General features: G+C 68.7%; 17 protein-coding genes. 11 read left to right on the forward strand and 6 right to left on the reverse strand.

Features of this window, described 5'->3' with window-relative positions; genetic code table 11:
• Positions 1 to 134 precede the first annotated feature (134 nt).
• Genes QLH51_RS11230 through nagE form a run of 5 tightly spaced genes read left to right on the forward strand, consistent with a single transcriptional unit; the run spans position 135 to position 7397 of the window.
• Entirely contained in the window at positions 135 to 923 is a 789-nt protein-coding gene (locus tag QLH51_RS11230; protein ID WP_125658953.1) for a GntR family transcriptional regulator, read from the forward strand.
• 33 nt (positions 924 to 956) lie between these two features.
• Entirely contained in the window at positions 957 to 2015 is a 1059-nt protein-coding gene (locus QLH51_RS11235) for an SIS domain-containing protein (RefSeq protein ID WP_206429091.1), read from the forward strand.
• Complete coding sequence (gene nagA, locus QLH51_RS11240; RefSeq protein ID WP_125658951.1) at positions 2012 to 3139, forward strand: N-acetylglucosamine-6-phosphate deacetylase; 1128 nt, start codon at positions 2012 to 2014, stop codon at positions 3137 to 3139. The genes QLH51_RS11235 and nagA overlap by 4 nt, the downstream gene beginning before the upstream one ends.
• 59 nt (positions 3140 to 3198) lie before the next feature.
• Positions 3199 to 5706 (forward strand): phosphoenolpyruvate--protein phosphotransferase, encoded by a 2508-nt coding sequence (gene ptsP, locus QLH51_RS11245; protein ID WP_125658948.1) that lies wholly within the window; start codon positions 3199 to 3201, stop codon positions 5704 to 5706.
• Positions 5703 to 7397, forward strand: a complete 1695-nt coding sequence (gene nagE / locus QLH51_RS11250; RefSeq protein WP_125658946.1) for an N-acetylglucosamine-specific PTS transporter subunit IIBC — start codon at positions 5703 to 5705, stop codon at positions 7395 to 7397. The genes ptsP and nagE overlap by 4 nt, the downstream gene beginning before the upstream one ends.
• 531 nt (positions 7398 to 7928) lie before the next feature.
• Here the strand turns inward: nagE and QLH51_RS11255 are convergent.
• Positions 7929 to 8084 carry a hypothetical protein gene (locus QLH51_RS11255; protein WP_206429090.1) on the reverse strand — a complete coding sequence of 52 codons (156 nt, stop codon included), beginning with the start codon at positions 8082 to 8084 and terminating at the stop codon, positions 7929 to 7931.
• 154 nt (positions 8085 to 8238) lie between these two features.
• Between QLH51_RS11255 and QLH51_RS11260 the strand changes: the two genes are divergently transcribed.
• The gene (locus QLH51_RS11260; RefSeq protein ID WP_125658943.1) at positions 8239 to 10398 is read left to right on the forward strand and encodes a TonB-dependent receptor; all 2160 of its coding nucleotides are present in this window, start codon (positions 8239 to 8241) and stop codon (positions 10396 to 10398) included.
• Between the two features lie 381 nt (positions 10399 to 10779).
• On the opposite strand, the gene QLH51_RS11265 is transcribed toward QLH51_RS11260, so the two are convergent.
• Together QLH51_RS11265 and hemW are read right to left on the reverse strand one after the other, a co-directional pair.
• A complete protein-coding gene (locus QLH51_RS11265; protein WP_125658940.1) occupies positions 10780 to 11775 on the reverse strand; it encodes a N(4)-(beta-N-acetylglucosaminyl)-L-asparaginase in 996 nt (331 codons plus the stop codon).
• A 59-nt stretch (positions 11776 to 11834) separates the two neighbouring features.
• Complete coding sequence (gene hemW / locus QLH51_RS11270) at positions 11835 to 12995, reverse strand: radical SAM family heme chaperone HemW (protein WP_125658937.1); 1161 nt, start codon at positions 12993 to 12995, stop codon at positions 11835 to 11837.
• A gap of 38 nt (positions 12996 to 13033) precedes the next feature.
• Between hemW and QLH51_RS11275 the strand changes: the two genes are divergently transcribed.
• Positions 13034 to 13579, forward strand: coding sequence for a CAP domain-containing protein (locus QLH51_RS11275; protein WP_206429089.1), 546 nt, complete (start codon positions 13034 to 13036; stop codon positions 13577 to 13579).
• Positions 13580 to 13669: 90 nt separating this feature from the next.
• Here the strand turns inward: QLH51_RS11275 and QLH51_RS11280 are convergent, their stop codons facing one another.
• Genes QLH51_RS11280 through rph form a run of 3 tightly spaced genes read right to left on the reverse strand, consistent with a single transcriptional unit; the run spans position 13670 to position 15281 of the window.
• Positions 13670 to 13885: a hypothetical protein gene (locus tag QLH51_RS11280; protein WP_206429088.1), complete on the reverse strand. Its 216-nt coding sequence runs from the start codon at positions 13883 to 13885 to the stop codon at positions 13670 to 13672.
• Positions 13886 to 13938: 53 nt separating this feature from the next.
• Positions 13939 to 14568 carry an RdgB/HAM1 family non-canonical purine NTP pyrophosphatase gene (gene rdgB, locus QLH51_RS11285; protein ID WP_125658931.1) on the reverse strand — a complete coding sequence of 210 codons (630 nt, stop codon included), beginning with the start codon at positions 14566 to 14568 and terminating at the stop codon, positions 13939 to 13941.
• The gene (rph, locus tag QLH51_RS11290; RefSeq protein WP_125658928.1) at positions 14565 to 15281 is read right to left on the reverse strand and encodes a ribonuclease PH; all 717 of its coding nucleotides are present in this window, start codon (positions 15279 to 15281) and stop codon (positions 14565 to 14567) included. The genes rdgB and rph overlap by 4 nt, the downstream gene beginning before the upstream one ends.
• Before the next feature lie 115 nt (positions 15282 to 15396).
• On the opposite strand from rph, the gene QLH51_RS11295 reads away from it, so the two are divergent.
• From QLH51_RS11295 to QLH51_RS11310, 4 genes are all read left to right on the forward strand, one after another.
• Positions 15397 to 15909: a DUF6438 domain-containing protein gene (locus QLH51_RS11295; RefSeq protein WP_125658925.1), complete on the forward strand. Its 513-nt coding sequence runs from the start codon at positions 15397 to 15399 to the stop codon at positions 15907 to 15909.
• A 340-nt stretch (positions 15910 to 16249) separates the two neighbouring features.
• Positions 16250 to 17287, forward strand: a complete 1038-nt coding sequence (hrcA, locus tag QLH51_RS11300; protein ID WP_125658922.1) for a heat-inducible transcriptional repressor HrcA — start codon at positions 16250 to 16252, stop codon at positions 17285 to 17287.
• Between the two features lie 16 nt (positions 17288 to 17303).
• Positions 17304 to 17861, forward strand: a complete 558-nt coding sequence (locus tag QLH51_RS11305) for a nucleotide exchange factor GrpE (protein ID WP_125658919.1) — start codon at positions 17304 to 17306, stop codon at positions 17859 to 17861.
• A gap of 47 nt (positions 17862 to 17908) precedes the next feature.
• Positions 17909 to 20641, forward strand: coding sequence for a [protein-PII] uridylyltransferase (locus QLH51_RS11310; protein ID WP_443018829.1), 2733 nt, complete (start codon positions 17909 to 17911; stop codon positions 20639 to 20641).
• Positions 20642 to 20671: the final 30 nt, after the last annotated feature.

A 20671-nucleotide genomic window follows, 5' to 3' on the forward strand; every position in this document is an offset into this window, starting at 1 on the left:
TCGTTGGTTCGCGTTCCGCCGCAGCGGAGCGGTCCAATCCGCCATCGTCGGGCAGGAACGGCATCGAATCTTGCCGTCCGATGGTACGAAAATCCTCGTTGATTAATACCAAAAAGCTACCTATCCACAGCGTCATGCCGAGCCCGTCCGCCCTTGCTGCCGTCCCCGTGCCGTCGCCGGTGGGCGAGGCGTTTTCGGACCGGGTCGGGGGCTTCCGCGACGACGCGCATGCGCCGCTCTATGTCCAGTTGCAGCAGCTGGTCCGGGCCGCGATCGAGCGACGCATCCTGCAACAGGACGACGCCATTCCGCCCGAGCGCGATCTGGCCGCCGAATATGGCGTGTCGCGCATCACCGTGCGCAAGGCGATCGAGGGGCTGGCGAACGAGGGGCTGGTGGTGCGTCGCCGCGGTGCCGGCACGTTCGTCGCGGCGCGCGTCGACAAGAGCTTTTCGAAGCTGTCGTCCTTTTCCGAGGACATGGTCGCGCGCGGGCGGGTGCCGAGCAGCGCATGGGTGTCGAAATCGGCCGGGCTGGTGACGCCCGAGGAATCGATGTCGCTGGGGCTGTCGCCGGGTCGGCCGGTCTATCGGTTCCAGCGGATGCGCTTTGCCGACGACGTGCCGATGGCGGTCGAATATGCGACGATCGCCGGACACTGCCTGCCCGGTGTCGATGCGGTCGGCGACTCGCTCTATGCCGCGCTGGAAGCGGCCGGATGTCGTCCGGTGCGGGCGTTGCAGCGGTTGCGGGCCATGGCGTTTCCCGCCGAACAGGCGAAGCGGCTGGGCGTCGAGACCGGCCATGCCGGGCTGTTCATCGAGCGCCGCGGCTTCCTGGCCGATGGCGACACGGTCGAATTCACCCAATCCTATTATCGCGGCGATGCGTACGACGTCGTCGCCGAACTGAACGCAAGCTGATCCGGCGCTGAGGCCGGGACCAAGAGGAGGTTCATGACGTCCACCGTTCAGGCCGCGCCGATGCCGGTCGCCGCCGATTCCACCGCGATGCACCGCGAAGCCGGGGAGGGCGGTGCGTCGGTCGCGCGCTTCCTGTCGCGCAACCGGCAGGCGCTGGCGGCGCTGGGCGCCGCGCTGCGCGCCGATCCGCCCGCATTGGTCGTCACCTGCGCGCGCGGGTCGTCGGACCATGCCGCGACCTATGGCAAGTATCTGGTCGAGACGCTGTGCGGCGTGCCGGTCGCCAGCGCCGCGCCGTCGGTCGCGTCGGTCTATGCGACGCGGATGGAGCGGATGAACGCGCTGGTGATCGCGGTGTCGCAATCGGGCCGCAGCCCCGACCTGCTGCGCACCGTCGAAAGCTACAAGGCGGCGGGCGCGCGCGTCGTGGCGCTGGTCAATGTCGAGGATTCGCCGCTGGCCGCGCTGGCCGACACGGTGCTGCCGCTGTCGGCCGGGCCCGAGACGTCGGTCGCGGCGACCAAGTCGTTCATCGCCTCGCTCGCCGGCCTCGCCGCAATCGCCGCGCACTGGAGCGAGGATGGCAAACTGCTCGCCGCGCTCGACGGGTTGCCGGCGCAGCTGGAGGCGGCGTTCGACCTCGACTGGACGCCGGTCGCCGACACGCTGGTGGATGCCCGCAACCTGTTCGTGATCGGGCGCGGCTACAGCTTCGGCGTGGCGCAGGAAGCGGCGCTCAAGATGAAGGAGACCTCGGCACTCCATGCCGAGGCGTTCAGCAGCGCCGAGGTCCGCCACGGGCCGATGGCGATCATCAACGACGGCTTTCCGCTGTTGGGTTTTGCCACGTCGGACGATGCCGGCGACGACGTCCGCGCAGCGGCGGCGGAGTTCGCGGCACGCGGTGCGACGGTGCATCTGGCCGACGCGGCGAACGGCGACAGTCATCCGCCGGCGATCCGCACCCATCCCGCAATCGAACCCATCCTGATGATCCAGAGCTTCTATCGCATGGTCAATACGGTGTCGCTGCGCCGAGGCCTCAACCCCGATCAGCCGCCGCACCTGCGCAAGGTCACGGAAACCCGATGAGCAGCTTCGTCTTTCGCGGTGGGCGCGTGCTTGCCGACCAGTGCATGCAGGACAGCTGCGCGATCCGGGTCGTGGACGGCGTCATCGCCGACTTCCATGCCGGCGACGATGCGCAGGTCGTCGAGCTGGACGGCGGCTGGCTGGTGCCGGGCTTCGTCGATACGCAGGTCAATGGCGGCGGCGGGGTGTTGTTCAACGACGAACCGACCGTCGCGGGCATCGCCGCGATCGGCGCGGCCCATGCGCGATACGGCACGACGGCGTTCCTGCCGACGCTCATCAGCGACCGGCTGGACGTGGTCGCCGCCGGGCTGGACGCGGTCGATGCCGCGATCGAACAGGGCGTGCCCGGCGTGGTCGGCATCCATGTCGAGGGGCCGTTCCTGAACCCGGCGCGCAAGGGCATCCACGACGCGAACCATTTCCGTGCGCTGGACGATGTCGCGATCGAGCTGCTGACCCGCCCGCGCAAGGGCGTGGTGATGGTGACACTGGCGCCCGAACGCAACGACGTGGCGGCGATCGAGCGGCTGGTCGCGGCGGGGGTGATCGTCAGCATCGGTCACAGCGACGCGACCTATGAACAGGCGCGCGCGGCGATCGATGCGGGCGCGCGCGGCGTGACGCATCTCTACAACGCGATGTCGCCGCTCCGGCACCGCGATCCGGGCGTGGTCGGTGCGGTGCTGGAGGATCGGTCGGTCTATGCCGGGCTGATCGTCGACGGCGCACACCTGCACCCGGCCGCGATCCGCGTGGCGCTGGCGGCGCGGCCGATCGACCGGTTCATGCTGGTGACCGACGCGATGCCGACGGTGGGCGCTGCAACTAAGACCTTCGTCCTGAACGGCCAGCCGATCCATGTCGAGAACGGCGTGTGCGTCGATGCCAACGGCACGCTGGCCGGCTGCGACCTCGACATGGCGACCGCGGTGGCGAACACCCACCAGCTGGGCGTGGCGTTCGAGGATGCGGTGGCGATGGCGTCGGCCAACCCGGCCGCGTTCCTGCGGCTGTCGCACCGCATCGGCCGGATCGATGTCGGCCACAGCGCCGATTTCGTGTGGCTGGACCGCGACCTGGGCGTGCGTGGCACGTGGATCGCGGGCAACCGCATCGTCTGAAACTTTTCCGGCCCGGCACCCCAGGGATGTCCGAGCCATTTGCGTTTGAAGGGGCCTTCATGACTGCCATCCAGCTCACCGCGCCGCTCCACGGTTGGGCGACGGCGCTCGACGATGTGCCGGACGCGGTGTTCGCGGGGCGGATGCTGGGCGACGGGGCGGCGATCGATCCGCTGGGGACGATGCTGCACGCGCCGTGCGACGCGACGGTGCTGACGCTGCACGCCGGCGGCCATGCGATCACGTTGCGCGGCGAGGGCGGGGTCGAGCTGCTGATCCATATCGGCATCGACACGGTGCAGCTGGGCGGCGATGGTTTCGTGGCGAAGGTCGCGGTCGGCGACCGGGTGACGCGCGGCCAGCCGCTGATCGGCTTTGATCTCGACGCGCTGGTGCAGGCCGCGCCGTCGCTGATGACGCCGATGATCGTCACCAATGGCGACCGGTTTCGGATTGCCGACCGGATCGGCGGTCGGATCGTTGCGGTCGGCGATGCGCTGCTGACGCTCGAACCGCTGGCGGGTAGCGCGGCGGCACCGGCGGGCGACACCGGCGACCGCGTGGTGCGAGAGGTGCGCGTGCCGCTGGCGCACGGCATCCACGCCCGCCCGGCGGCGCGGATCGGCGAGGTCGCGCGCGGCTTTTCGGCGACCAGCTGGCTGGCGAGGAACGGGACCGAGGCGCGCACCACCGGCGCGGTCGGGCTGCTCGGGCTCGGCGTCGGCTGCGGGGACACGGTAGCCGTGATCGCGAGCGGTGTGGACGCCGAGGCCGCCGTCGCCGCGTTGGTGGAACTGATCGAGGGCGGCATGGGCGAGGGCGCGACCGCCGCACCCGTCGTCCCGGTCGTCGCGCCGCCGCCGCCGCCGCTCGCCGACCTGCCGGCCGGGCAACTGGCGGGTACGCTGGCGGCCCCCGGCTATGCGATCGGGTCCGCGCGCTGGCTGCGCGTCGCCGATATCGCGGTGCCGGTCGATGGGCAGGGGGCGGTGGTCGAGGCGGCACGGCTCGACAGCGCGCTGTCGGCGGTGCGCGAGCGGCTGGGGGCGCAGGACGGCGCGGGTGCGGGTGCGGCGATCCGCGCGGCGCATATCGCGTTCCTCGACGATCCCGATCTGCGCGAGGCTGCCGGGCGTGACGTCGCGGCCGGGCGCGATGCCGGCCATGCGTGGCGCGGCGCGACGCGGGCGCAGGCGGCGACGCTGCGCGGGCTGGGCGATGCCCGGCTGGCCGAGCGTGCCGACGACCTGCTCGACCTCGAACGGCAGGTGCTGCGCGAACTTACCGGAGCGGCGGAGGAGGAGAGCAGCTTTCCGCCGGGCACGATCCTGATCGCCGACGACCTGTTGCCGTCGCAGGTGATGGCGCTCGACCCGGCGTGCGTCGTCGGCCTTGTCGTCGAACGCGGCGGGCCGACCTCACATGTCGCGATCCTTGCGGCGACGATGGGGCTGCCCGCGCTGGTCGCGGTCGGGGCCGCGGCCGGTGCGATCGCGGATGGCGCAACGCTGATCCTCGATGCCGATGGCGGCGTCGTGCATGTAGACCCTGACGACGCCACGCTGACGCAGGCGCGCGTGCAGACCGGGGCGCGCGCCGCCGCGCGTGCTGCCGCGCTCGAACAGGCCGAAGCGACCTGCGTCACCGCCGACGGCGTCCGGATCGAGGCGTTCGCGAACCTCGGCTCGGCCGAGGATGCGGTGGTCGCGATGGCGAACGGAGCGGAGGGGTCGGGGCTGTTGCGCACCGAATTCCTGTTCCTAGGCCGCGAGCACGCGCCCGATGCGGACGAACAGTCGGCGCTGTACGGCACGATCGCCGCGACGTTGCAGGGGCGGCCGCTGATCGTCCGCCTGCTCGATATCGGCGGCGACAAGCCGGCATCCTATCTGCCGATCGCGGCGGAGGAGAATCCGGCGCTGGGCCTGCGCGGCATCCGCGTGGCGCTGGCCATGCCCGAGATCCTCGAAACCCAGCTGCGCGCGATCCTGTCGGTCCGTCCGGTCGGGCAATGCCGCATCATGATCCCGATGGTCGCCAGCGTCGACGAGATCACCGCCGTCCGGGCGGTGGTCGACCGGCTGCGCGGCGAACTGGGTATCGCGGAGCGGATCGAGGTCGGCATCATGGTCGAGACCCCGGCGGCGGCGGTCACGTCCGCGACGCTGGCGGCGCATGCCGATTTCCTGTCGATCGGGACCAACGACCTGACCCAATATGCGCTGGCGATGGATCGCGGCAATCCGGCGGTGGCCAGCGGCATCGACGGGCTGCATCCGGCCGTCCTGCAACTGATAGCGCATACCACCGAAGGGGCGAAGCGACGCGGGCGCTGGGTCGGGGTGTGCGGCGGGCTGGCGTCCGACCGGCTGGCGGTGCCGCTGCTGATCGGGCTGGGCGTGACCGAATTGTCGGCGTCGCCGCGGTTCGTACCCGAACTAAAGGCGCTGGTGCGCACGCTCGACACCCGCGCCTGCCACGCGCTGGCGACCCGCGCGCTGGCGGCGGCGTCGCCGCGCGAGGTGCGGACGATTGTCCGCGAATTTCTGCTGGAGGTTGCCGCATGAGGTCGATCGTCGAAATGCTACAGCCGATCGGGCGGGCGTTGATGCTGCCGATCGCGGTCCTGCCGGTGGCGGGGCTGTTGCTGCGCCTCGGCCAGCCCGACCTGCTCGACATCGCGCTTCTCGCGGCGGCGGGCGACGCGCTGTTCAACAATCTGGGCCTGCTGTTCGCGATCGGCGTCGCCTGCGGCATCGCGCGTGACGGCAATGGCGCGGCCTGCCTTGCCGGGGTCGTGTGCTATCTGGTCGTCAAGAATGGCGGGCCGGTGTTCCTGACGGTGCCGGCCGACGTCACGGGAGGGTTCAACGAAGCGACCGCGGCGACGCTGTCGGCAGCGTGGAAGGCCAAGGCGTTCGCCAAGCTCGACGTGCCGATCGGCATCGTCTCCGGCCTGATCGGCGGCAGCTTCTACAACCGGTTCGCGACGATCAAGGTGCCTGAATATCTCGCCTTCTTCGGCGGGCGGCGGTTCGTGCCGATCGTCAGCGGGCTGGCGGGGATCGCCATCGCGGTGGTTGTGGGGCTGAGCTTCTCCGGCATCAGCACCGCGCTGGACCTGACCAGCCGCGGTCTGGTGGCGTCGGGGAGTTTTGGGTTGTTTGGATTCGGGTTGTTCAACCGGTTGCTGCTGGTGACCGGGCTGCACCATATCCTGAACAACGTCGCGTGGTTCGTGCTGGGCGATTTCAACGGCACCACCGGCGACCTGCGGCGCTTCTTCGCCGGTGATCCGGGCGCGGGCGCGTTCATGGCCGGGTATTTCCCGGTCATGATGTTCGGCCTGCCCGCCGCGTGCCTCGCCATGTACCGGTCGGCCCTGCCCGACCGGAAGAAGGCGGTGGGCGGCATGTTGCTGAGCCTCGCGCTCACCAGCTTCCTGACCGGCGTGACCGAGCCGATCGAATTCTCGTTCATGTTCCTCGCCCCCATCCTCTACGCGATCCACGCGGTGCTGACCGGCCTGTCGATGGCGGTGATGGACGCGCTGGGCGTGCGGCTGGGCTTCGGCTTTTCGGCCGGGCTGTTCGACTATGTCCTGAACTATGGCAAGGCCACCAGGCCGCTGATGCTGCTGCCGGTCGGCGCGGTGTATTTCACGGTCTATTACGGCGTGTTCCGCTTCTTCATCGTCCGGTTCGACCTGAAGACCCCGGGTCGCGACGCCAGTGTCGCACCGATGGCCGCCGGCGGTCCGGTGGTGGCGGGCGAGCGCGGTCGCGCCTATCTGGCGGCGCTGGGCGGCAGCGCCAACCTGACCAGCATCGGCGCGTGCACCACCCGGCTGCGGCTGGTCGTCGCCGACCAGGCGCTGGTCGACGAAGCGGCTCTGAAGGCACTGGGCGCGATGGGCGTGCTGCGGCCGTCGGACCGTGCGGTGCAGGTCATCGTCGGCCCGATCGCCGATCAGGTCGCCGAGGAAATCCGCGAAGCCGGCATCGGCGCACCCGCCACCGCCGCCGGTGTCGTCGCCGCGCCCGCGCCCGCGCCCGGGCCGCAGGCTCCGGCTTCGGTCGAGCTATCGCCCGATCTGGTCGCGGCGCTGGGCGGGGCCGGGGGCATCGTCGGCGTCCGGCCGCTCGCCGGCCGCATCCGCGTCGAGCTGCGCGAGCCGCGGATGCTGGAAGGCGTCACGCTGCCCGGTGTCCGCGCCTTTGCGCAGGTTGGTCCCAACGTGCTGCATTTGCTAATTTAATAGTGGTTGGACGCGCGCTTTTCCTTTGCGCGCGCCCTGCAGACCGTGCCATGCCTGCCAAATTCGCCAGCACTTACAGATTTTATATGCTTATCGCGGAAGGCAATGTGCAGATTAGAACTTGGTAAGAATTGAATGCCTGCTAGAATTGAAAGTGTTATTCCTTCTTTGTGGCCTGCTGCGGAGCAGGAAAATCCAGGCATTCCAGATTGCAATTCTGAAGTTCAACTTGAGCAAGTTCATAACAGCGACCGGGATTTGACGATCCGTTGCATGCCTGTCTTACACGATAGTGTCTGTTAAGACATTCATTTCTGCAACTTTGAACCGGCGTCTGCGCAAAGGACTGCGCTAGAGTTAGGCTAAGTAGGGCGCTCGAAATGAATAATTTAGTGAAGCTCATCATCTCGTTTCTCTCCATAGTGAAGTAAAAATTCATTTATTACGAAAACGAACTGATGTGCTGAATCTATGAAACAACACGAAATTAATTTCGCATACGGTTTGTGGGTAGTCAAGCGAGCCTTCAAGTCACCAGAACACCGACAACCTGCTGACCCCGATCGCGACCCGCGCCGGGTTCCAGTCGCCGCGCGGGCTGACGAACGATGGCGGCCGCGTCGACCTGACGCTGACCGCGGGCAAGTCGTTCTTCGACGACCGGCTGAACGTCACCGGCTTCGTCAACTATCGCCAGTCGGACCTCGTCCCCTATGACTCGCGCTCGACCTCGGCCTGCTATCTGCAGGAAGCGTCGCAGGACGGCCCGCTGAGCTGCGCGACGTCGACCTATACGCAGTTCGGCTATATCAGCCCGCGCGGCGGCACCAACAACGGCAACGTGTATGCCAACAACGCCGATGGCAGCCGGACCTTCGTGCCGTTCGGCGTCGGCATCCAGGCCAATCCGTATGACGGATATTCGTACCAGCGCGAAAGCAACCGGATCAACGCGGGCGGCTTCGTCACGCTGAAGCTGTCGGACGCGGTCGAGCTGTATGCCAACGGCCTGTGGTTCAAGGACAAGTCGTACAACCGCTATCCCTCGCGCGTGCTCAGCTACACCGCGTACGGCCAGCCGCCGTTCAGCGTGAACTGCAACAACCCGCTGATGTCGGCCGCCCAGCAGGCGCAGGTCTGCGGCACCGCGGCGGGTACGGCGACGCTGCTGCCGGTCGAGGTGCGCTATCGCTTCAACGCGCTGCCCTATTCGCCCGACACCTATGACAATCGCGGTTTCCGTGCGGTGGGCGGGGTGCGCGGCACGTTCGCGCAGGCGTGGAGCTATGACGTCGCCGGCGTCTATTCGCGCAGCCAGCAGGACGTGACGTTCGGGCCGTTCCCGGAATATGCGAAGGTCAACCGCGCGCTGAACGTGGTGAACGTCAATGGCACCCCGACCTGCCAGTCGGTGGTCAACGGCACCGACCCGTCGTGCGTGCCCTTCGACGCCTTCACCGCCAACAACAACAATACCGCGCTCTACAACTATCTGTTCAGCGGCCGCGACGGCACGCAGGGCAACATCACCCAGCTGTTCGACGTGGTCGCCAGCCTGTCGGGCGATCTGGGCGAATATGGCATCACCGCGCCATGGGCCGAACAGGGCATCGCGCTGGCCATCGGTGCCGAATATCGCAAGGACCGGTTCCTCAGCACCGCCGATGCGATCTTCCGCGAACAGAATGGCGGCGAGAATTTCCAGCTGCGCCAGAGCGTCAAGGAAGCGAACGTCGAGGTCCAGGTTCCGATCGTCGAGAAGCAGTCGTGGACCCACCTGTTGCAGGTCAACGCCGGCTATCGCCTGTCGAAGTACGACACCAATCCCGACACGTTCAGCACCTACAAGGTCGAGGCGCTGTGGGCGCCGATCGCCGACATCACCTTCCGCGGTGCGTTCAACAAGGCGCAGCGCGCGCCGACCGTGATCGAGATCCGGCAGGCGACGCAGCGCCAATACGGCCGGGCGACGCAGTCGCAGGATTTCTGCGCCACCACCACCGTGCAGGTGCCCGATCCCGCCGATCCGACGCGGACGATCACCCGGACCGTCGCGCCGCGCGCGCCGATCGAGGTGTGCCGTGCCACCGGCCTCGCCGATTCGCTGTACGGCAGCCCGACGCTGAACTGTCCGAACGACGAGTGCACGGTGTTCACCGGCGGTTTCACCGTCGACCCGGAAACCGCCTATACCAAGACGTTCGGCGTGGTGCTGAAGCCGCGGTTCCTGCCGGGCTTCACCTTCTCGGTCGACCGGTTCCTGATCGATATCGACGATTCGATCGGGTATCAGCCCTATGACTATTGGCAGAATGGCTGTCTGGATTCGGGTGGCGACGCGTATTTCTGCGACAAGATCGTGCGCGCGCCGACCACCGGCATCCTCTACAGCGCGCCGGGTGGCAACCCGACCTCGGGCTATATCCAGCAGGGCACGACCAACACCTACAAGACCAAGGCGCATGGCTGGGACTTCCAGGGGCAGTATGTCCTGCCGCTCGACCGGTACGGGACGCTCGACTGGATCTTCAACGGGTCGTGGACGACGCTGGCCGGCAACCAGGAATCGCCGATCCGCGACGAGCGCGACTGCACCGGGCTGTATGCCAATGGCTGCGGCCAGCTGATCCCGGAATGGACGCATGGGCTGCGCACCACCTATGTCACGCCCGACAAGGTCGCGTCGCTGTCGTTCAACTGGCGCTATGTCGGGTCGCTGACCAACGCCAACAATTCGGGCGATCCGGCGGTCGGCGGCACCCCGGAGCGGGCACGCCGGACCTTCTACCGCATCGACCCGGTCAGCTATTTCGATCTGGCGGCGACCTTTGCGGTCGGGCGGCAGTTCACGCTGCGCTTCTCCGCGAACAACCTGTTCGACAAGACGCCGCCGATCCTGCCGGGATCGCGCGACATCTCGCTGACCTACAACAACACCATTCCGGCGCGGTACGATTCGCTGGGCCGGCAGATCGCGATCGGGGCGACGGTCAACTTCTGATCCGGTCCCGTACGCCAGGACCGATCGACATTCAGGCCGTACCCCCGCGCAGGCGGGGGTCCAGAGTAACGGCAGGACGACATTGGTGGCTCTGGACCCCCGCCTGCGCGGGGGTACGTGAACCAGAAAGGCTCCTGATCCTGCTGGATGGCGCTCCAATTCGCTGAATGCCGATCGGCCCTAGGAGCCTGATGACCTCGAACGGAACCGTTCGTCCTGAGTAGTCGCTGAGCTTGTCGAAGCGGCGTATCGAAGGACTGTGGTGATGCTTCGATACGGGCCTTCGACAAGCTCAGTCCCTACTCAGCACAAACGGTTCTACCTGATGTCATCAGGCTCTAACGACAGGCCCGCTCCCGAAAGGGGGCGGGCCTGTTCGCGTCAGGCGCTGCGCAGGCTCGCCGATTTCAGCACGGTGCTGCGCCCGTCGTCGCCGGTCACGGCATAGGTGAAGCCCGGCAGGATCGCGAAGGCGCCGACTTGGCCGTTGCGGTCCATCGCGAGGAAGCCGACCTGCACCCCGTCGAGCGCGGAGCCGCGCAGCCGGGCGATATGCTCCACCGCCTCGCGGCAGGCGGCCAGCGGTGCCATGCCGGCGCGCAGCGAGGATACGACGCGGGCGGTGCCGGCGATGCGAGTGACTTCCTCGCCGAGGCCGGTGGCGGTGGCGGCGCCGACGCCGCCCTCGACGAACAGGCCGCTGCCGACCTGCGGCGAATCGCCGACCCGGCCGTGCAGCTTGAACGCCATGCCCGACGTGGTGCACGCGCCGGCCAGTGCGCCGTCGGGCGCGCGGGCGATCATGCCGATCGTGTCGTGGTCGAGCGGCCCGCCGAGTGGCGTGCGGCGGTTCTCGCTATTGGCGACCGGCGCGTATTTCGACGTCCTGAGCCATTTGCGCCATTCGGCCTCGGCCTCCGGCGTCAGCAGCTTTTCGGGTTTGAAGCCGGATTCGAGCGCGAACTGCCGCGCGCCGGCACCGACCAGCATGGTGTGCGGCGTGCGTTCCATTACCGCGCGCGCGACCGAGATCGGGTGGGCGATGTCCTCCAGCGCCGCGACCGCGCCGACATGCCCCTTGTCGTCCATGATGACCGCGTCGAGCGTCACCCGCCCGTCGCGATCGGGATAGCCGCCCTTGCCGACCGAATGGTTCGACAGGTCGGCTTCGGGCACCTTCGCGCCGGCCTCCAGCGCGTCGATCAGGCTGCCGCCGGCGCGGAAGCGGGCGACGGCGGCGTCGTTGGCGGCGGCGCCGAAATCCCAGGTCGAGGCGACGCGCAGCGTGGTGGCGGCGCGGGGCTGTGCGGGCAGGCGGGCCGCGCCGGTCGCGGCGGCGAGGCCGGCGATGGCGGTGCGGCGGGTGATGGTCGGCATGGAGGCCCCTTCGTAACTGGTGATGCGCGGTTGTGCGCAGTCACCCGCGACAGGGCAAGTTATACCGCCACTTCGCGCAGCACCGCGTCGAGCACGGGCAAGCCGGCGGGGGTCAGCGCGAGGCGGTCGCCCTCGTGCGTCACCAGCCCCTGCCGGGCGAGCAGCGCCACCGTGTCGAGCCGCACGACCTGTCCGACGGTCCGCTCGCCCAGCGTCGCGATCCGCGCGAGGTCGACGCCCTCGCGCATGCGCAGGCCCATCACCAGCGCCTCGGTCACGCGTTCGTCGGGGGTCAGCGCGTCCTCGCGCTCGATGCCGTGGCCGTTGCGTGTCACCGCCGCGATCCAGTTCTCGGGCTTCTTGCGGCGCACCGTCGCCAGCCCCGAGCGCCGGCCGTGCGCGCCGGGCCCGATGCCGGCATAGTCGCGGTAGCGCCAGTAGGTCAGGTTGTGGCGGCTCTCCGCGCCGGGCCGGGCATGGTTCGACACCTCGTACAGTGGCAGGCCGGCGGCGCGGGTGCGGTCCTGCGTGAGTTCGAACAGGTCGGCGGCGAGATCGCTGTCGGGCAGGGTCAGCGCGCCCTTCGCCGCCAGCGTGGCGAAGCGCGTGCCGGGCTCGATCGTGAGCTGGTAGAGCGAGAGATGCTCGGTGCCGAACGACAGCGCGCGGGCGAGTTCGGCGTCCCAGGCGGACAAGGGCTGGCCGGGGCGGGCGTAGATCAGGTCGAAGCTGACCCGCGCGAAATGGCGCTGCGCCACGTCGAGTGCGGCCAGCGCCTCGTCGACGCCATGCGCGCGTTCGAGGAAGGCGAGGGCGCCGTCGTCGAGCGCCTGTACGCCCAGCGATACGCGGTTGACCCCGGCGGCGGCGATGTCGGCGAAGCGCGCCGCCTCGACCGAGGAGGGGTTCGCCTCCAGCGTGATCTCGATATTCCCGGTCGGCGGCCAGTGGGCGCACGCCGCGTCGATGATCGAGGCGACGGTGGCCGGCGGCATCAGCGACGGGGTGCCGCCGCCGAAGAAGATCGACGCTAGCCGCCGGTCGGGCAGCGCGGCGGCTTCGTGCGCGAGGTCGGCGAGCAGCGCGTCCCGCCACGCCGCCTGGTCCACCGCTTCGCGGACATGGCTGTTGAAGTCACAATAGGGGCATTTCGACACGCAGAACGGCCAGTGGACATAGAGTGCCAGGGGAGCGTGGGCGGGTGCTTGGTCGGGCTGCATCGCCGTCCCATATGGGCGCGATGCGAGCGATACAAATAGTGGCGCCCCTGTTGCTGCTGGGGGCCTGTTCGTCCGGGATCGATCCGGGACCCGAGCGCGTCGTCGAACCGCGGGCGTTCGAAGGGCCGGCGCCGCGGGGGCCTGCGCTGTTGCGGCAGGCGATGGAGGCGGGCCACCGCGCCGCGCGGGCGGAGGCGGGATTGCCGCCGCTCGGCTGGGACCCGGCGCTGGCGCGCGACGCCAAACGCTATGCCGACACGCTCGCCACCACCGGCCGCTTCGAACATTCGCCGCAGCCGCGTGGGCTTCCGGAGCAGGGCGAGAATCTGTGGACCGGCACGCGCGGCGCGTACCGCTATGCCGAGATGGTCGGGCACTGGGTGGCGGAGAAGCGCGACTATGCGCCCGGCATCCTGCCCGCCGTGTCGCGCACCGGCCGGTTCGAGGATGTCGGTCACTATACGCAGATCATGTGGCGCACGACGCAGCGCTTCGGCTGTGCCGAGGCGAGCAGCGCGAAGGACGACTACGTCGTCTGCCGCTATGTCCCCGCCGGCAATTATCCGGGGCAACGGGCGTTCTGAGCGGGACGGGCACGCGCTGCGACCCGGTTTAAATGGGCGACGGTCCGTCCCGAAGGGGTCGCCGGGACGAGGTCCTGCCCCGCCGACCGCCTATTCCCGCGCGCCCGCGATCATCTTCGCGGCGATGTGGCGGACGGCGTCGTCGTCCTTGTCCGCGCCGTGGCCGGGGTCGCCCAGCTTGTCGAGGCTGGCTTCGAGCGAATCGAGCAGCCCCGGATGCTGTTCCTCGACATAGCGCATCGTCCAGAACAGCAGATGCTCGACGGCGATCTCGCGGTGGCGGGTGGTGACAAGCGTATCGGACATGGGCAAATTCCTTTCGGAACGCCCAATGCCCGGACGCAGACCGGCGTTCCGTGTCAGAACACCGCCTTCACCAGTTGCGCGAACGCATCGGCGCGGTGGCTGATCGCGTGCTTGTGGTCGGGATCGATCTCGCCATAGCTCTGGTCCATGCCTTCCGCCACGAACATGGGGTCGTAGCCGAAGCCATTTCCCCCCCGCGGCGGCCAGACCAGTTGCCCGTCGACGCGGCCCTCGAACCATTCGACATGGCCGTCGGGCCACGCGAGCGCCAGCGCGCAGACGAAGTGTGCGGCGCGGCTGTGGTCCGGCCCGGTCGCCTGCATCCGCTCCTCGACCAGTCGCATCGCTTGCGCAAAATCCTTCGACGGTCCGGCCCAGCGTGCCGAAAAGATGCCCGGATCGCCGTTCAGCGCCTCGACGCACAGCCCGCTGTCGTCGGCGAGCGCGGGCAGGCCCGACAGGTCGGCGGCCTGCAACGCCTTCAGCTCGGCATTGGCGACGAAGGTCGTGCCGGTTTCCTCGGGCTCGGGCAGGTCGAGTTCGCCCGCCGAGATCGGCGTGACGCCGTACGGCCCGAGCAGCGCCGCGATCTCGCGGATCTTGCCGGGATTGTGGCTGGCGATGACCAGCTTGCCGGGCGTCAGCTTGCGGATCGCCTGCGGCTCCTTGCCCTCGCCGCTCATCGCCCGGTCGCCCGCAGCTGTTCTGCGAAGATGCGGCCGCAGCCGATGCGGGCGAGGCGCAGCAGGCGCAGCAGCGCCTCCTCGTCATAGCACGCGCCCTCGGCGGTGGCCTGTACCTCGGCGATGTTGTTGTCGCTGGTCAGCACGAAATTGGCGTCGGCATCGGCGGCCGAATCCTCGATATAGTCGAGGTCGAGCACCGGTGTGCCCTGATGGATGCCGCAGCTGACCGCCGCGACCTGGCGGCTGATCGGATCGACCTCCAGCTTGCCTTCGCGCATCAGCCCGTCGACGGCGAGGCGGAGCGCGACCCACGCGCCGGAGATCGATGCGGTGCGGGTGCCGCCATCGGCCTGGATCACGTCGCAATCGAGCGTGATCTGGCGTTCGCCCAGCGCCTTGAGGTCGACGACCGCGCGAAGGGAACGGCCGATCAGCCGCTGGATTTCCTGCGTGCGGCCCGACTGCTTGCCCTTGGCGGCTTCACGGCTGCTGCGGGTATGGGTGGCGCGCGGCAGCATGCCGTATTCGGCGGTGACCCAGCCTTCGCCCTTGCCGCGCAGCCATGGCGGCAGGCGCTCCTCGAGCGAGGCGGTGACCAGCACCTTCGTATCGCCGAAGCCGATCAGGCACGATCCTTCCGCATGGCGGGTGAAGTTCGTCTCGATCGTGATGGCACGCATGTCGTCGGGGGCGCGGCCGGATGGGCGCATGGGAATCTCCTGAAATTTCGCCTAGCCCTAGCGATCCGTTCATCGGCGCGCCAGCCGCCGCGGGATACGTCGGGGGAACGGGGCCGTAACGACGGACCCGAACAGGGAGCTACCTATGAAATTCATCGCCTTGGGCATGTTGACGATATCGGGTGCCATGACCGGCGGCTGCGTGATGGCGGTCGGCAACACGAGCACCGACACCCGGCCGGTCGCGATCGAGCGCGAGACCATCAGCTACGAGACGTCGCCATGTTTCGGGACATGCCCGGTGTATCGCGTGACGGTGCAGCCCGACGGGTCGGGGGTGTTCGAGGGCAAGCGCTTCACGAAGGTCAGCGGCATCCGCGCGTTCCGGGCATCGCCGGACCAGTATCGCGCCTTCGCCGCGAAGCTGGAGCGGTATCGGCCGCGGCAGGGAGAGCAGCTGATCCAGCCCGGCCATCCGGGGTGCCAGAATGCGCCGACGGACATGCCCTCGGTCGATATCCGCTGGAACGAGGCATCGGGTGCGTCGCAGCACCTGTCCTTCTATTATGGCTGCGCGATGGCGAACCAGGCGATGAACGAAGCGCTGCGGTCCGCACCGAACGAACTGCCGATCGAGCAGTTCATCGCGCCGAACTAGGGCCGATCGACATTCAGCGAATTGGAGGGCCATCCAGCAGGATCAGGAGCCTTTCTGGTTCACGTACCCCCGCGCAGGCGGGGGTCCAGAGCCACGAATGTCGTCCTGCCGTTACTCTGGACCCCCGCCTGCGCGGGGGTACGGCCTGAATGTCGATCGGCCCTAATCCTCTCCGGCACGGGGGGGCATGCGCAGCATGGTGGAGGGGGGTGTCCGCTTGCGGAACCGTTGCGTTGCGTGGCGATCCCCCTCCACCATCCGCTGACGCGGACGGTCCCCCTCCCCGCGAGCGGGGAGGATCCGGGTTCCGCTTGGCGCCTGGTCGTCCTACATTCCACCCATGACCGCACCGATCCACGAACTGACCGACCGCGCGCGCGACGTGTTCCGGATCGTGGTCGATTCCTACCTCGCCACCGGCACGCCGGTCGGGTCGCGCACCATCGCGCAGCTGTCGGGCCTGAACCTTTCGCCCGCCTCGATCCGGGGGGTGATGCAGGATCTGGAGGAAGCCGGGCTGCTCGCCGCGCCGCATGTCAGTGCCGGGCGGATGCCGACCGAAACCGGCCTGCGCCTGTTCGTCGACGGCATGATGCACGCGATGGAACCGTCGGCACAGGAACGCGCGACCATCGCCGCGCAGGCCGACAGCGCCGGACCGGTCGAGGAAGCGCTCGCCCGCACCGCCGCCGCGCTGTCGGGCCTGTCGGCCAGTGCCGGGGTGGTGCTGGTCCCCAAGCACGAACCGGTGCTGCGGCAGGTGTCGTTCGTGCCGCTGTCGGGCACCCGCGCGCTGGCCGTGCTGGTCGGGGCCGACGGATCGGTCGAGAACCGCGTGCTCGACACCCCCGGCGCCAGTGCCGCCGCGCTGGTCGAGGCGGGCAATTACCTGACCGCGCGCCTGTCGGGCATGACCCTGAGCGAGGCGCGCGCCTGCATCCTGCGCGAGATCGGGCAGGAGCGTGCCGAACTGGACGTCGCCGCGCGCGCGCTGGTCGAACGCGGCCTTGCGATGTGGAGCGAGGATGGCGGCCACCGCCCGGTGCTGATCGTGCGGGGACAGGCGCGGCTGATCGACGAGGCCGCCAGCCACGACCTCGACCGCGTGCGCCAGCTGCTCGACGAGCTGGAGGGCAAGGAAGAGATCGCACGGTTGCTCGAATCTGCGCAGGACGGCGATGCCGCGCGCATCTTCATCGGGTCGGAAAACAAATTGTTCGCATTGACCGGATCGTCGGTCATCGCCAAGCCGGTCCGCGCGCTGGACGGGCGCGTCGTCGGCGTCGTCGGCGTGATCGGGCCTGTCCGGTTGAACTATGCGCGCGTCGTGCCCATGGTGGATTTCACCGCCGCAACGCTGGCCCGATTGCTGGGCTGATGAAGAAGAGACTGGAATGAACGACATCCCCGCCAACGACGATACGAACGACCTGCGCGAAGCCACCGCAGAGGCCGCCCCCGAAGTCGCCGAAGCGGATCGCAGCGCCGAACTGGAGGCGAAGCTGGCCGATGCACAGGCCGAGGTGCTGTATGCCCGCGCCGACCTGCAGAACGTCCGCCGCCGCGCCGAGAAGGAAGTGGCCGACGCCCGCGCCTATGCCGCGACCGCGTTTTCGCGCGACGTCCTGTCGGTCGCCGACAACCTGTCGCGCGCGCTGTCGGCGATCCCCGACGACCTGCGCGGCGACGACCGGCTGAAGGGCCTCATCACCGGGCTGGAGGCGACCGGTCGTGAGCTGGACAGCGTGTTCAGCCGACACGGCATCACGAAGATGGTGTCGGTCGGAGAGGCGCTGGACCCCAACAAGCATCAGGCGATGTTCGAGGTGCCGTCGGCCGATGCCGCGCCGGGAACGGTCGTGCAGGAAATCCAGACCGGCTACATGATCCGTGATCGGCTGCTGCGGCCCGCGCTGGTCGGCGTGGCGAAGGCGCCGGAGGGCGGCGCCTGAACGACGCGGTCCAGCCCGACCTCGCCACGCCGCCGCGGTTCGAGCGCATCGTCGATCCGCAGGCGATCGTCGATCCGGCGGCGCTGGCGCAGGCGCTTCGCGGCCTTTCGGCGGAAACCCGCGACGGCGTGGCGCTGCGCCGCGCCGCGACCGCCGTGCTGCGCGACGCGCTAGCACGCGGGCGGGCCGAGATCGAACGCCGGCTGTCGGTGCGGCCCGGCCACGGGCTGGAGACGGCGGCGGCCTATGCCTATCTGACCGACGCGATCCTCGTCGCGCTGGCCGGATTCATTGTCGAGCGCGTCCACCCCAACCACAATCCGACCGCGGCCGAACGCATGACGCTGATCGCGGTCGGCGGTTATGGCCGGGGCGAGATGGCGCCGCATTCGGACGTCGATATCGGCGTGCTGACCCCGTGGAAGCAGACGCCATGGTCCGAACAGGTCATCGAATCGACGCTCTATGCGCTGTGGGACCTGGGGCTGAAGGTCGGCCATTCGTCGCGCTCGCTCGACGAGATGGTGCGGCAGGCGAAGGCCGACGTGACGGTGCGCACCGCGCTGGTCGAGGCGCGCTATGTCTGGGGCGATACCACGCTCTATGCGGAGGCGGCGCAGCGCTTCAAGAGCGAGGTGCAGGAGGGGACCGCCCGGACCTTCATCGCCGAAAAGCTGGCCGAACGCGATGCGCGGCACAAGCGGATGGGCGACACCCGCTATGTCGTCGAACCGAATGTGAAGGAGGGGAAGGGCGGCCTGCGCGACCTGCACGCGCTCTTCTGGATCGGGAAATACGCCTATAACGTCCGCCGCGCCGCCGATCTGGTGCCGGTCGGGCTGCTCAGCGCGCCCGAACTGCGCAAGTTCAACCGGGCCGAGGATTTCCTGTGGGCGGTGCGCTGTCATCTACACCTCATCACCGGGCGGGCCGAGGAGCGGCTGACCTTCGACGTGCAGACCGAGATCGCGACGCGGATGCGCTACAGCGACCGGGTCGGCAAGTCGCGCGTCGAACGCTTCATGCAATTCTATTTCCTGCAGGCCAAGCGGGTCGGCGACCTGACCGGCATGTTCCTCAGCCACCTCGACGAAACCTATGCCGCGCGCGGCAGCCGCTTCGGCTTTCCGCGCCTGCGCCGGCGGCCGCGGCGGCTGCACGGCTTCGTGCTCGATCGCGGGCGGCTGGCGCTGCCCAAGGACAATTTCTTCGCCGAAGACCCGGTGCGGCTGATCGAGATCTTTGCGCTCGCCGACCTGCACGGCCTCGAAATCCATCCGCTGGCGATGCGCGCGGCGTCGCGCGATGCGCGGCTGGCCGGGCAGGTCCGATCGCACCCGCGCGCCAACCAGCTGTTCCTCGACGTGCTGACGTCCCCGCGCGATCCCGAGCTGGTGCTGCGCTGGATGAACGAGGCCGGGGTGTTCGGCCGCTTCATTCCCGATTTCGGCCGCATCGTCGCGCAGATGCAGTTCGACATGTACCACCATTATACGGTGGATGAGCATACGATCCGCATGATCGGGCTGTTGTCGCAGGTCGAGCGCGGCATCTGTCGCGAGGAGCATCCGCTGGCCACCGCGCTGTTCGGTGGCATCGTCCAGCGGCGCGCGCTGTTCGTCGCGGTGCTGTGCCATGACATCGCCAAGGGGCGCGGCGGCGACCATTCGATCCTGGGGGCGGAGGTCGCCGAGCGGCTGTGCCCGCGCCTCGGCCTCACCCCGGCCGAGACCGAGACGGTGGCGTGGCTGGTGCGCTATCACCTTTTGATGTCGGCGACCGCGTTCAAGCGCGACCTGTCGGACTTCAAGACGATCCTCGACTTCACCGGCGTGGTGCAGTCGCCGCAGCGGCTGCGCATGCTGCTGGTGCTGACCGTCGTCGATATCCGCGCGGTGGGGCCGGGAACGTGGAACGGGTGGAAGCGCCAGCTGCTCACCACGCTGTTCGAGACCGCCGAGGAGGTGCTGCGTCTGGGCCACAAGCAGCGCGGCCGCGACGAACGCATCGCCGAGAAGCAGGCGACGTTGCGCGCGACGCTGGGCTGGGACAAGGAGACGCTGGCCGCCTATGTCCGCCACTTGCCGCCGGCCTACTGGATCGCCGAACCCGACGACGTGATCGCCGCCAACGCCCGCGTCGTCGACCAGTCGGGCGACACCCGCCTGACGATCGAGACCAGCGTCGACGAGGACCGCGGGGCCACGCTGGTCACGGTCCATGCCGCCGACCATCCCGGGCTGTTCTACCGCATCGCCGGCGCGATCCACGCCGCGGGCGGCAACATCATCGACGCGCGCATCCACACGACGCGCACCGGCATGGCGCTCGACAATTTCCTCGTCCAGAACCCGCTGGGCGGGCCGTTCGACGAAGCGGGGCAGTTGCAGCGGCTGAAGACCGCGATCGGCGACGCGCTCGCCAACCGGATGAAGCTGAACGACCGCCTTGCCGCGAAACCGCTGTCGCGGCCGCGTGCCGAAGCGTTTCCGATCGAGCCCAACGTGCTGATCGACAATGCCGCGTCGAACCGCTTCACCGTGATCGAGGTCAACGCCCGCGACCGCCCTGCGTTGCTCCACCATCTGGCGCAGGCGCTGTTCCAGTCGAAGGTGACGCTGCATTCTGCGCACATCGCCACCTATGGCGAGCGCGCGGTCGACACCTTCTACGTCACCGACCTGACCGGCGACCGCATCACCGGGCAGCTGCGGCTGAAATCGCTCGAACGGCGGATGCTCGATGCCGCGGCGGGCAAGGACTTTGCCGGGTTCGTGTGATCCGGTCCGGTCGCGGGCGTCGAACGGGAG

It is taken from the genome of Sphingomonas sp. 2R-10, from assembly GCF_030062225.1.
Taxonomy (GTDB): Bacteria; Pseudomonadota; Alphaproteobacteria; order Sphingomonadales; family Sphingomonadaceae; genus Sphingomonas.